General features: G+C 54.3%; 12 protein-coding genes. 9 read left to right on the forward strand and 3 right to left on the reverse strand.

The features are described from left to right. Nucleotides 1–4 precede the first annotated feature (4 nt). Together JDEN_RS00340 and ptsP are read left to right on the forward strand one after the other, a co-directional pair. On the forward strand, nucleotides 5–277 hold the full coding sequence (locus tag JDEN_RS00340) for an HPr family phosphocarrier protein (protein WP_012805848.1): 273 nt from the start codon (nucleotides 5–7) through the stop codon (nucleotides 275–277). Then, a complete protein-coding gene (ptsP, locus tag JDEN_RS00345; RefSeq protein ID WP_012805849.1) occupies nucleotides 274–1983 on the forward strand; it encodes a phosphoenolpyruvate--protein phosphotransferase in 1710 nt (569 codons plus the stop codon). The genes JDEN_RS00340 and ptsP overlap by 4 nt, the downstream gene beginning before the upstream one ends. Before the next feature lie 83 nt (nucleotides 1984–2066). On the opposite strand, the gene rpsN is transcribed toward ptsP, so the two are convergent. After that, complete coding sequence (gene rpsN, locus JDEN_RS00350) at nucleotides 2067–2369, reverse strand: 30S ribosomal protein S14 (RefSeq protein WP_012805850.1); 303 nt, start codon at nucleotides 2367–2369, stop codon at nucleotides 2067–2069. Here rpsN and JDEN_RS00355 point away from each other — a divergent pair. The 3 genes from JDEN_RS00355 to JDEN_RS00365 all read left to right on the forward strand — a co-directional run bounded on the left by JDEN_RS00355 (nucleotide 2357) and on the right by JDEN_RS00365 (nucleotide 4290). Then, nucleotides 2357–2629 (forward strand): GTP-binding protein, encoded by a 273-nt coding sequence (locus tag JDEN_RS00355; protein WP_041287750.1) that lies wholly within the window; start codon nucleotides 2357–2359, stop codon nucleotides 2627–2629. The two genes, rpsN and JDEN_RS00355, sit on opposite strands and share 13 nt — an antisense overlap. 44 nt (nucleotides 2630–2673) lie before the next feature. Then, nucleotides 2674–2796 (forward strand): type B 50S ribosomal protein L36, encoded by a 123-nt coding sequence (gene ykgO / locus JDEN_RS00360; RefSeq protein ID WP_012805852.1) that lies wholly within the window; start codon nucleotides 2674–2676, stop codon nucleotides 2794–2796. 138 nt (nucleotides 2797–2934) lie between these two features. Then, complete coding sequence (locus JDEN_RS00365) at nucleotides 2935–4290, forward strand: dihydrolipoyl dehydrogenase family protein (protein WP_012805853.1); 1356 nt, start codon at nucleotides 2935–2937, stop codon at nucleotides 4288–4290. A gap of 74 nt (nucleotides 4291–4364) precedes the next feature. Here the strand turns inward: JDEN_RS00365 and JDEN_RS00370 are convergent, their stop codons facing one another. Then, entirely contained in the window at nucleotides 4365–5399 is a 1035-nt protein-coding gene (locus JDEN_RS00370) for a glutathione S-transferase family protein (RefSeq protein WP_012805854.1), read from the reverse strand. A gap of 179 nt (nucleotides 5400–5578) precedes the next feature. Here JDEN_RS00370 and JDEN_RS00380 point away from each other — a divergent pair, with 179 nt between their 5' ends. The 4 genes from JDEN_RS00380 (at nucleotide 5579) to JDEN_RS00390 (ending at nucleotide 11051) form a co-directional block, all read left to right on the forward strand. Further along, nucleotides 5579–6811 carry an MFS transporter gene (locus JDEN_RS00380; protein WP_012805855.1) on the forward strand — a complete coding sequence of 411 codons (1233 nt, stop codon included), beginning with the start codon at nucleotides 5579–5581 and terminating at the stop codon, nucleotides 6809–6811. Nucleotides 6812–7068: 257 nt separating this feature from the next. Further along, nucleotides 7069–7662 (forward strand): ArsR/SmtB family transcription factor, encoded by a 594-nt coding sequence (locus JDEN_RS12850; RefSeq protein WP_012805856.1) that lies wholly within the window; start codon nucleotides 7069–7071, stop codon nucleotides 7660–7662. A gap of 1542 nt (nucleotides 7663–9204) precedes the next feature. Further along, complete coding sequence (locus tag JDEN_RS13305) at nucleotides 9205–10539, forward strand: radical SAM/SPASM domain-containing protein (RefSeq protein WP_012805857.1); 1335 nt, start codon at nucleotides 9205–9207, stop codon at nucleotides 10537–10539. Between the two features lie 83 nt (nucleotides 10540–10622). Then, nucleotides 10623–11051 (forward strand): YciI family protein, encoded by a 429-nt coding sequence (locus JDEN_RS00390; RefSeq protein ID WP_012805858.1) that lies wholly within the window; start codon nucleotides 10623–10625, stop codon nucleotides 11049–11051. A gap of 25 nt (nucleotides 11052–11076) precedes the next feature. Here the strand turns inward: JDEN_RS00390 and JDEN_RS00395 are convergent, their stop codons facing one another. After that, entirely contained in the window at nucleotides 11077–12597 is a 1521-nt protein-coding gene (locus JDEN_RS00395) for a SulP family inorganic anion transporter (protein ID WP_012805859.1), read from the reverse strand. Nucleotides 12598–12657: the final 60 nt, after the last annotated feature.

Consider the following 12657-nt stretch of genomic DNA (forward strand, 5'->3'; position numbering starts at 1 on the left):
AACCATGTCAAGCCGCATCGTCACTGTCGCATCGTCCGCTGGGTTGCACGCCCGCCCAGCAACCCTCATTAGTCAAGCAGCAGCAAACGCCGGGGTGCCTGTCACCATTGGTCGCCCAGGCCAAGACGCAGTTGATGCGTCAAGTGTCTTGTTGTTGATGACGTTGGGTGTTGGGCACGGCGAAGACGTCGAGGTCACTGTGGACGGTGACGATGCGGTCCTTGACAGCATCGTTGACCTTGTTGCCACGGATCTTGACGCTGAGGACGCATCATGACGTCGTTCACATTGACCGGAACCGGGGTGGGCCGCCAGGCCGTCATTGGCCCGATCGCCACAGTACACACCTCTGTGGACGTCGACCCTGACACCGTGGTCACCCGCAACGGCATCCCTGTTCCGGCTGACAAGCTTCCGGAACTCATTGTTGGCGCATTCAACCAGGTCGAACAGGACTTGAAGGATCAGGCTGCTGGCGCATCGGGAAGCGTGGCGGCTGTTCTTGCCGCCGCCGCACAGATCGCTGCGGACCCTGCGTTGCGCACTAAATCGACTGCGAACCTCGCTGCAGGGCAACCACCTGTTGCCGCAGTGGATCATGCTGTCAACGAGTTCGTGGCATTGTTTGAACAGCTTGGTGGGATGATGGCGGAGCGGGTCACGGACCTGAAGTCTGTGCGTGACCGTGTGATCGCGGTGCTGGTGGACCAGCCGCAACCGGGGGTGCCACATCTTAGTGAACCTAGTGTCATTGTTGCTGAGGATCTTGCCCCGGCAGACACTGCCGCACTTGACCTCACCAAGGTCCTCGCTATTGTCACTGAGCTTGGTGGACCAACCGGTCACACGGCGATTATTGCCGGACAGTTGGGGTTGCCGTGCGTGGTGCAAGTACGTGGCGTCCTCCAACTTGATGACGGCACCGTGGTGGCTGTGGACGCAGCCACCGGCAACATCACCGTCAACCCGAGCGACGAGGTCGCTGCACGGATCGCGGCGAAAAGGGCGTTTGACACCGAACTTCAGTCAGACAACGCCCCTGGTGCCACCGCGGACGGTCACACCATTGACTTGCTGGCGAACATTGGGACCGCAGCAGACGCTGTGCGGGCCGCCGCGTACACTGATGGGCGTCTTGTTGCTGGATCGGGGCTGTTCCGAACTGAGGTGTTGTTCCTGGACGCACCGAAGGCCCCCACTGTTGAGCAGCAGAAAGGTGAGTACGCGAAAGTTCTCACCGCGTTCGAGGGGCGTAAAGTGGTGGTCCGGACTCTCGATGCGGGGGCCGACAAACCTCTAGCGTTCGCTACTCAGCCTGATGAGGAGAACCCGGCTCTTGGTGTGCGCGGGTTCCGGAGTGCTCGGCTCCACCCGGAACTCCTCACCGACCAGCTTGCCGCGTTGGCACAGGCGGCCGCAGACACGGGCACAAAACCGTGGGTGATGGCCCCTATGGTGGCCACACCGGCAGAAGCACGTGATTTTGCGGAGCAAGCCCGTGATTACGGGTTGGAACAAGTTGGGGTGATGATTGAGGTGCCGTCTGCCGCGTTGCGGGCACGGGCAATCCTGGCTGAGGTGGATTTTGTGTCCATTGGTTCCAACGATCTCGCCCAGTACACGATGGCCACTGACCGGCTCCGTGGTGAGTTGTCTGACCTGTTGGATGCGTGGCAACCAGCGGTCCTTGACCTCATTGCCGCGACCGCATCGGCAGGACGCGAACTGGGTAAACCTGTGGGTGTGTGTGGTGAGTCCGCTGCCGACCCGCTCATGGCCCTTGTCCTCACTGGGCTTGGTGTGACGAGTTTGTCAATGTCCGTGGGGTCAGTACCTGCGGTGCGGTTCTCTTTGCGTCGGCACACGTTTGCGCAGTGCGAAGCGATCGCTCACGCAGCGTTAGCGGCTCAGTCACCTGACGAGGCGCGAAGCAGCGTCATCGCGCTGCTTGATCCAGAGGTGAAGGCTGCTCTCGTAGCGTAGAACTGTCACGTGAGTAATGTCTTGTGACCATTCAGGGTGGGTCCCAGCATCGTAGGATGTTGGGACCCACCCTTTTCCCCTCCCTACCAGCTGCTCTTCGTGATTCCTGGGAGTTCTCCCCGAAGTGCGAGTTGGCGGAACTTGACACGGGAGACCCCCGCTTTGCGGATGTAGCCGCGTGGACGACCATCTGCGACGTCTCGGTTTCGGAGACGGGTGGGGCTGGCCTCGCGTGGCAGGTTTGATAGTGCGCGGAGTGCCTGTTGCCGTTCGGTAAGAGTGGCGCCGGTGCGGGCTTGTTCTTTGAGGGTTGCGCGCTGTTCTGCGTAGCGGGCCACAATGGTTTCGCGGCGGCGTTGGGCAGCGATTTTTGATGTTTTGGCCATTATCGTTCCTCTCGGAAGTCAACGTGTGCGCGTGGGATGGGGCTGGTGGGCAACTGTCCATCGGGACGTGGTCGCATTGGGATCACGCCGACCCCATGTCGCGCATCGTGGTCACGGGGACGGGCCCTGGGCGGGAAGATCTCATTCGGGCGTTCGACCAGTGTCTGGTCACTGACGTTGAAGCTGTGTCGTACGGGCTGGCGTGGGACACCGTCGAGGATGGGCTTGAACCGTGGCTCGGAGACATTGCCCACCCGTAAGCAGACTGAATCAGCAATCCATCACATCACTGGAAGGTTCCATCATGAAGGTCCGCAACTCGTTGAAATCATTGAAAAACCAGCCTGGTTCGCAGATTGTTCGCCGCCGTGGGCGGGTGTTTGTCATCAACAAGAAAAACCCGCGCCTGAAGGCACGCCAAGGATAGGCGACGAGGACTCACACAGTTCCCCCTTCGTGGAGGAAGACACCGCATCAGGTGCTGGGTGGGGCATCCGCGTTTGCGGGCTCGCCACACCCGGTTCATGGTGGGAGGGTCCCTGTCTGCCTGTGGTGAGGAGCCGTGATGAGTGAGAACGTTGACGTTGTTGTGATTGGCATGGGTCCGGGTGGGGAAGTTGTTGCTGGGGAGCTAGCAAAAGCCAACCGACGCGTTGTGGTCATTGAACGTGAGCTCATTGGTGGGGAATGCGCGTATTACGCGTGTATTCCCTCGAAGGTTGTGTTGCGTGCACCGGCGTTGGGGCAGGAAGTGGATCACGCTGCAGGGATTACCGATGCGCGTCTGAGCTGGGAGAAAACTCGCACCTACCGTGATCAGATGGCACGTCATTGGGATGACAGCACGCAGGTGGACTCTTATGAGGGTCAGGGTGTGACGGTGGTGAAGGGTGAGGGGCGCATCGTGAAGCCGGGTGTTGTCGCGGTGGGGGGCCGTGAGTTTGTGGCGGACCATATTGTCATTGCGACGGGCACCCAGGCACACATTCCTGCTGTGGATGGGCTTGATACTGTGCCTGTGTGGACAACCCGTGAACTGTATACCGCGCAGGACTTGCCTGATTCGGCGGTCATTGTGGGCGGGAGCGCTGTCGCAGTGGAAGCAGCTACATTCCTTGCCAGATTCGGCGTGAACGTGACGGTTGTTCACCGTGGTTCGCGCATCCTTAGCCGCGAAGAACCGCAGGTCAGCGACTTGGTAGGCCGCCACCTTGAGGAGGCGGGTGTTGAGGTGAAAGTGAACGTGGAGCCTGCCGCTGTGGAGCGCTCTGACACCGGCCGCAGTGTCATCCACCTCAATGATGGAACGGCACTGCACACTGACGTTATCGTGTTCGCTACTGGGCGCACCCCACGTACGGGCACCCTTGGTGCCGACACTGCCGGTGTCACATTGGGTGACCGCGGGCAGATCCTGGTGGACGACCAGTGCCACGCAGCCCCAGGGGTCTGGGCGGTAGGTGACGTCACGGGGATCATGCCGTACACGCACGTGGCTAAATACCAGGGGCGCATTGTTGCCGATGCGATCCTTGGCCGCCCCCGGCGCGCCACCTACACGGCGATCCCTCGCGTCGTGTTTGGGGACCCTGAGATCGCCGCGGTGGGTCTCACCGCACAGCAAGCCCGTGACCAGGGGATCAACAGTGTGGAGAACGCGCTTGATCTGACTGAGGCGCTCGCTAAGCCGTGGCTGGATGCGCAAACCCCGCACGGTGTGCTGGGTGTGGTTGCTGATGCGGACAACCGTGTCCTTGTGGGGGCATGGGCGGTTGGGTTGCATGCTTCCGAGTGGATTCACTGGGCGGCGTTTGCGATCCGGACGAGGACGCCGGTCGATGTGCTTCTTGACCAGGTCGTTCAGTTTCCCACGTACCACGAGGCGTATCTGTCCGTCATTGGGGGGCTGGATCTGCGCTGACCAGGCAGATCGGGTGTTCAATTTTTTCCGTGTTCATTTTTTGGTGAACACCGAAATAATTGAACAGCGGTTAGCTACCTGATGCTGGGAACTTTCTCACCGTCACGTGGTGGGGCAGGTGGGGTGCCGTCACCGAAGGGACGTCCACCCAGTTCTTCCCGACCGTGCTCGGTCAACCACGCAGACGCATCAGGACCAAGGGGCACAATCCCGGAGGGGTTAATGTCGCGGTGCACCTGGTAGTAGTGGTCTTTGATTTGTTGGAAGTCGATTGTGTCGCCGAACCCTGGTGTTTGGAAGAGGTCACGGGCGTACCCCCACAGCGCAGGTAGTTCTGAGAGTTTGTTGCGGTTGCATTTGAAGTGGCCGTGATAGACGGCGTCAAACCGGACCAGGGTGGTGAACAGGCGAACGTCAGCTTCGGTGATTGTGTCGCCCACGAGGAACCGTTGGGTGCTTAACCGGTCTTCCAACCAATCTAACCGGCTAAACAGTGTTGTGTAGGCGCGCTCATAGGAGCGCTGTGACCCGGCGAAACCTGCCCGGTACACCCCATTGTTGACGTCTTGGTAGATCAGTTCGGCGACCTCATCAATTTCACTGCGCAAAGCCTCAGGGTAGAGGTCCGGCGCGCCATCGCGGTGGAACTGCGTCCACTGCGTGGAAAAATCGAGGGTGATCTGGGGGAAGTTGTTGGTGACGACTGCGCCGGTGGGCACATCGACAATGGCTGGCACTGTGATACCGCGAGGGTAATCACGGAACCGGGCGAAGTAAGCGTCTTGGAGGCGTTCAATACCCAGAACAGGGTCAACACCGTCAGGGTCAAGGTCAAACGTCCAACTGCGTTCATCATGGACAGGCCCGGGGGTGCCTAAGGAAATGGCGTCTTCCAACCCAAGGAGCCGCCGCACAATGATTGCCCGGTTGGCCCACGGGCATGCGCGCGCAGCAATGAGCCGGTACCGGCCAGCCTCAACAGGCCACCCGTCACGCGCATCGGTCGTGATTCGGTCCTCGATGTACTGGGTGTCCCGGTCGTAGTCTTGTCCGGGTTCTACGTACTTTCCGGGGGTTGTGTGGATGCTTTTAGTTTCGCGTTCAACCATCACCCCAGCCTACGTGACTGGAGTGTGATGGTCGCGGTAAAGCAATCGCCGAAGCAAAGCGGAGGAAGGAAGACCGTGCAAAACACCTTTGCAAACACCATTTGCATACGATAGTCTTTGGGAGTCTTCAGGTTGACGTCTGCGTCTAGCGCAGCATTATTGGTGTTCAGGAGTCGGTAGTGCACTTCAAATTTCTCTACTTCGGGAATCTCTTCTCAAACACGGCCGACGGTTTCATCTATCTGGCATTGCCACTACTCATTTATTCGATCAGCAACGATCCACTAGCCCTATCCGCAGTTGTTGCCGTGGGTATTCTCCCTAGAATGCTGTTCTCTCTTTCAATCGGCGAGTTTGTTGATCGTCATAGTAGAACAAAAATACTTATGTACGGCAACATTCTGCGTTGTATATTTGTGTCTGCGATAGTTGCGATTGTGATGCTCGAGAGAGGAGAACATTATTTACTACTAACCATCGTTTTCATATTGGGAATAATCGAGACAGCAGTGGATACATCGGCAACTGCACTCACACCCACATTAGTCGAAAAGGACTTAGACAAGGCGAACAGCCAAATTCAGGGAGGGCAGTTAATTGCTCAGAACTTCGTAGCGGTGCCGCTAGCCGGCGTACTCTTCGCGCTAGCACACTGGGTGCCATTTATGGTAGGCGGTGCTTGTTATGGAATCGCTGCGTTTAGCGGTGCCATTCTCAATCACAGACTAACTGAGGGGAAAAAAGAGAAAGAACCGCGAGGAGAGCCTAAGAAGATAGCAAAAGGGATTAAAAGCCGGTTTGAAGGCTTCAAGTTGATGAGAGACGACGAAAAGCTCAAGCAACTGCTCTGGATCAGTCTGATCCTCGCTCTTGCAGTGTCGATGTCACAATCAACACTGATCGCCTTCCTCACGGACTTTTTACACACCCCAACAGAGCACATCGGACTTGTCAGCATGTGTCTGGCTGTTGGCGGTGTTGCTGGGATGCTTGTTCTGCCGAGGTTCCTGAAGCGTTTCTCACGTAATACAGCAATCTATACGGGACATGCGGGTCTCGTTATTTGCCTGTTTCTGCTCTGGACATGCAGCACCACAATGCAAGCCGCAGTTCTTCTCTGCTTTATGTCTTGCGCTGTGTCTTTCTGGAATATCCCTGTCATGACAATGCGACAAATGGCGACACCTAAAAAAATACTAGGGAGGGTATTCGCAACTGTTGGCTTTCTCTTGAGTATCGTGCAGATAATCGGGTCAATAATGGGAGGCATAGTGGCGAAAATGGGTTTGAACTTCCCGTTTTTATTCGCAGCTATAATTGCAGCTAGTGCACTTATTCCCGTATTGAAGCTTTTTCAGCTCCAAAACACGACAAGGGATGAGACTATGTTAGAAAATGTCCAAAAAAATTAGTCAAAGGCAGATGCAAGATACTTGTGTAAAGGCAATGAAAAATAACGCTTCCATACCTGGTGCATATAATGGCTTGCATGCACGATGCATAAATGAAGCAGCTGGTTATTATTCCTTCTAGTAAAAACTAGACCTAGCATGAAAAGTGCGGATCTGACCGAAAAAGTGTTAGACATACTACTTGCGACTAGGGCTCTAAAGTCGAGGTCGGGTAGGATGGTGGGCGTTGCACTTAGTTTCGCCGACCAGGAGTTGACATGGACAACAAAACCTCAAAGCCAACGACATCTCTTGTCAATCGAGCTGCCGCATTAACTCATCCAATTCGTGCAGCTATTTGGGAATACCTGCAAATTCACGGTGAAGCAACATCAACTTCATTAAGTGGTGCGCTGGATCTTTCGTCAGGTCTAACTAGTTATCACTTGCGGAAGATGAGCACCTTCGGCCTGATAGAGGAAGACACTTCTCAAGGAGTGGGCCGTGAGCGCTGGTGGCGCCTACGAGCGATTGAGGTGGACCTGAATGACGCGGATGAAACGGGTCTAACACAGGAGGAGCAAGGCGCCTTGCTAGCGAATACCACCGCAATTGAGGCGAGGAGTTTCGTAAACTTTTGGTCCAAGGCATGGGCTGGAGAAATTGATCCGAAATGGGTAGAAGAATCAAATAGTACTCAGCTCATAATGAACCTAACGATCGAACAGTTTGAAGAATTAGCATCTGACATTTCCCAAATGCTAGATAAATGGGGAAATATCAGTGCCGCAAATACACAAGAAAATCGTCAAGTAAATGAAGGCGCAGGCACTGAGCGCGTCCAATTCACAGTCAGAGCATTCCCGTTGTGACACGACAATTGATCTGAAGGGCCGCGTACGCATGAAACGGACAGATACCCTTTGGGGAGAAGTTTTCATATTGTAAAAAGTGTGACATGACAACTTATCATTGCAGGCCCGTTATAAGTACGCCGAGACATCCATCACCTGATTATAGTGACGAAATTAAAGACGTAATTAATCGGAACGAGCCGAGCTTTTACGACCAAAACTTCCCGTGTTTCGTGACCATAGATTACGCCATCTTTCGCTAATTCTTTCACGCGATTTGATGACTACGAGTTTGTTTCTCGGTGTAGTTGGCGCTCCCATACGAGCTCGAGCAGCAGCTTGCTCGTTGCTCTGTATTATCGACCTGATGAAATCATATCTGACGCTATGGTTGGGTTTACGTTGGAAGACGCAAACGCCCATAGAAGATCCGGGCTTAATGTATGGAGTATAAACAGATATGTTTGGAAGTATCAGTTTAGGATACTAGACCCTCGCTTTAGGATGCTTTGATCGCGCTGTGTGCATACTCAAATCCAGAGATTCAGTTGCTAAGGATGGGTCAGCTTCGTAAGTGGATATCGCAAATTCCAACCAGTGTTAGTGTGGTCATAGTCCATTGTTGGGCTCCATTACGACTGGCAGTAAGCTCGAAACTGTATCCAATTTCGCAAAAACACGCTGCTTTCGAACAGGAAACGAAATTTATCTCCGCCTATTCTAGAGATCATATAGATGGTTGATAACCAACTTTAATATTTGCTTAAATCTGCTATGATCCGCACGTTATATTTCCGAGCAGAATTAAACGTCACGTATCTCGACTGATTTCAGCCGAAACATCAACAACCTTTCTTAGTAATCGGTTGCCAGTTTCAAATTTAAGACACAATGAAATGAAGAATGCCAAATGCTCGCCTTGTCACTCTTCAATCATTATAGTGTGCTAAATGGATTTGATTAAGGGTAAAAACCTCACTGAGTTGACAGATGAAGTTATCTGATCGGCCTCTTCTTGTTGTGTGATTGCGGAAGGTGACCGTAGCATAAATGAACTAAGTCGGTTAGTAGTTCTTTACATTTCTTAGCTCGAACCAAAATCAAATTTGGCAGGCCAACATCAGGTTATCCGCCTCTCCTTCTGGTCGCGCACCCTATCGCTAGATGCCAACGTGCATGGTGGAATCGCGCGGTCAGCGATACCGGTCGAGTCTTCCCGGGGCACGGCGCGGTTTGCGCAAAGGAACTTTGCAAACACTCTTGTCAAGGTGTTCTGGCTACTGTAAGCTCCAAGAAGGTCGATCCCGTCGTGATAAGTCCTATAGTCTGGTAAGTCATAAGACGCGTAAGTGTCACGATATGCGTACTTGGCAATGCGGCTCACAACGGAGGCACCGGTCTTACTTCAAGAGTGGACAGAGCGAGAGGAGGGACGATGTTTGAAGAAGTAGTGCTGGACGACATTGCTATCAATGCGCCAGACGCAAACGGAATCTGCTTGATCATCAAGTGAAGTATCTGGTGGGGTGGCTGCTGGTCACCCCACCTCTAGGGGGCATAATGACATATCCATACATAGTGACATCAGAAAATACCTACGTCGATCCAGACCAAGGCGCTTTTCGTCTCGCCTATCACTCGAGTGAACGTCGTGTCTTCAAAGTATCCGAATCATCACTTCCCAATTTTTTGGAGAGCGCGGGTGTATCTGCAGAGGTTGGTAATGGAGTAAGTGACGCTTGTTCGCGAATCCGAGATTTAAATATCGACTACTTTGAAGTGGAGAAAAAGAAATATTTTGACGCAGTTGAGAACCATCAACGTAAGGTTAAACAAGTGGTGATCATGCCCACGGGCGCATGTAACCTAACTTGTGGATACTGCGGTCAGGTCAACAACAAAGTCGGTATTACCTCAGATTCTGTGAAGAGGTTGGCCGAATCTGTTGTTTCGGAGTTTCGACGATCTGGCTCGAAGGATTTATGTCTCGGCTGGTTTGGTGGAGAACCCTTAATGGGCTTGAAGCGTATGGTCGAGATTACGAACCATGTTCTACCCTTAATAGATAATGGGGATACCGAATTTACCTCTAAGGTCGTTACAAATGGTTCCCTCCTTACCGACAGGGTGCTTCGAGTTCTTGAAAACGAGTTGCACGTGAAGGTTGTTGAGGTCACTTTAGATGGTCCATCAGATATGCATGATTTACTTCGACCCACAAGAAATCACAAGGGTAGCTTTTGGAGAATAGTTAACCAGATATCCCGGTATTTGAAGACTTCTGGATCAAAAGGTATGGATTTTATAATCCGAACTAATGTTAGTAGAGTCAACATGCACGCACATGATCAGTTTTCTAGGATTATGTACGAAGCGGGCCTCTCGACCAGCCGAGTAGTCTTTTACCCTGCGATGGTGCGGGCTTGGGGCAATGATGTCAGTGACGTTTCTCTTGACGCGAAAGAGGCGGCCAACGTAGAACTCGACTGGATAAATAGTTATTGGTCCTATGGTCTCAGTCATAATCTCATTCCAACGAGTCCTAGAGGTCCGTTGTGTGTCGCTGTTGACCCTCACAGTAGCGTTATTGCTCCAGATGGTTCGATTTTCGATTGTAGTGAGCAGCCCTTGGTGCCTTCGCGAGCGGCTTCGTCAAGAGGTGGCATTGAGTTTACCGAAGAGAAGTTTCCTGAATCTCATTACTATGGATGGTTCCCTCGTGATGATAGTCAGTGCAAGGACTGCGAAATACTTCCTATTTGTTACGGAAAGTGTCCATTAAGTTGGTCGGAAGGGGTCATGCCTTGTCCACCGGTCAAGCTTAATCTATCGAAGCGACTCGACATTCTTGCTCAACGAAAGCGTTTCACCCCTACTCCAAATCCCCTTTCCTAGTATTTTCTCCAATGCGCTTCCCTCCTAACCGTGCCATGCTCGGAACTGTCAGAGGTGTCAGAAAAAGCAGAGAGGGGACCGCAATGGCATACATGCTCATTTTGCGGGCCACAGAAGAATCCCAAGCGGCAGCGAAAGATGTGCCCTTTGAGGATGTCATTAACGCCATGGGGGTTTACAACGAAGCGCTCATGGACGCTGGCGTTCTAGCAGGCGGTGACGGTCTCTCAGACCCTAATGAGGGGGCGGTTGTTGAGTTCACGGGCGATGCCCCAACAATTCGCCTCGGCGCGTACGGCGGTGTCAGTGAGCGGTTCAGCGGGTACTGGGGGCTCAACGTCGCGTCGTTGGATGAAGCAACGATGTGGGCGGCGCGGTGCCCCATGGTGCCTGGGTCCTCGCTTGAAGTGCGCCGTATTACTGACGAGTCTGACTTCGCTGAGTTTGAGGGAAACGAATACCTCGAGAAAGAGAAAACGTGGCGTGAAATATTACAGGGAGACAGCCAGTAGCTGCCTCCCCGCATCCGAGTTGTCCTTAGTGGCCTTCGCCGAGGTTCCCGGCGAGCCGGTTGTGGCGTTGCGCGGAGTCTTCGTTGAGGCCAATGATCGTGACTGTTTTGCCCCGCCGCTCGTATTTGGTGGTGATGGCGTCAAGAGTGGCCACGGTGGACGCGTCCCAAATGTGGGCACCTGACATGTCAATGACAATGTTTTTGGGGTCGCCGGTGTAGTCGAACTGGTAGACCAGGTCGTTTGACGAGGCGAAGAATAGCTCACCAGTGACGGCGTACACGCGTTCGTCGTCGTCATCGGATTTGTCGAGCCGTACCACGTTGGTGAAGTGGGCGACGCGTTGCAAGAACAGCAGCGCGGCAACAATTACACCAACGAGCACACCAATGGCGAGGTTGTGGGTGACAACAACAACGATCACCGTGGACAGCATGACGGTGGTTTCGGATTTCGGCATCCGACGCAGTGTCGCTGGCTGGATAGAGTGCCAGTCAAACGTTGCTACGGACACGACAATCATGACGGCAACGAGCGCCGCCATGGGGATGATTGCAACCACGTCACCAAGCCCTACGACAAGAGCGAGGAGGAACATTCCGGCGAGGAATGTGGAGATGCGGGTGCGTGCCCCTGAGACTTTGGTGTTGATCATGGTTTGACCGATCATGGCGCAGCCACCCATGCCACCAAAGAAACCGGTGATGATGTTCGCGGCTCCTTGCCCCCATGCTTCACGGGTTTTGTTGGAGTGCGTGTCGGTGACATCGTCGACGAGTTTTGCGGTCATGAGGGATTCCAAAAGACCAACAAGTGCCATGGACAGGGCGAACGGTGCGATGATCTGGAAGGTTTCCCAGGTGAGGGGAACGTCAGGGAAGAACAGGGTGGGCAGGGAGTCGGGTAGTTCCCCTTCGTCGCCGACTGTGGGGACGTTGACTGCGAACGTCACGGTGATGACGGTGAGGATGACAATGGCGACCAGGGGTGCGGGGACAATTGTGGTGAACCGGGGGAGGATAAAGATGATTGCCAGTCCCAGCGCAATGAGTCCGTACACCACGGCAGGGACGTCACGCATGTGGGGGACTTGTGCGAGGAAGATGAGGATGGCGAGGGAGTTGACGAACCCGACCATGACGGATCGGGGAATGAACCGCATGAGCTTAGCAACGCCAATGACGCCGAGGATGACCTGGAAAATCCCGGCGAGGATGACGGTCGCAATGAAGTAGTCGAGCCCGTAGTCTCGCGCGACTGGCGCGATGACAAGGGCGACAGCACCTGTCGCGGCGGAGATCATGGCGGGGCGGCCGCCAAGGAACGCGATGGATACTGCCATGGTGAAGGAGGCGAACAGGCCAAGGCGTGGGTCTACCCCGGCGATGATGGAGAACGAGATTGCTTCAGGGATGAGCGCGAGGGCGACAACGAGCCCGGCAAGAACTTCAGTTTTCAGGCGTTTCGGGGACTTGAGCGTGGCAAGTACTGAGTGTTGGTGGTCTGCCTCGGGTGGTGCTGAGGGCAGCGGGGCGTCGAGGGTCATTCACGTGTTCCGTTCGTTGGTGCGACTTTCGATGCGTGTGGCTGGCCGCATGGTTCACGG

Source organism: Jonesia denitrificans DSM 20603 (assembly GCF_000024065.1).
Lineage (GTDB): Bacteria > Actinomycetota > Actinomycetes > Actinomycetales > Cellulomonadaceae > Jonesia > Jonesia denitrificans.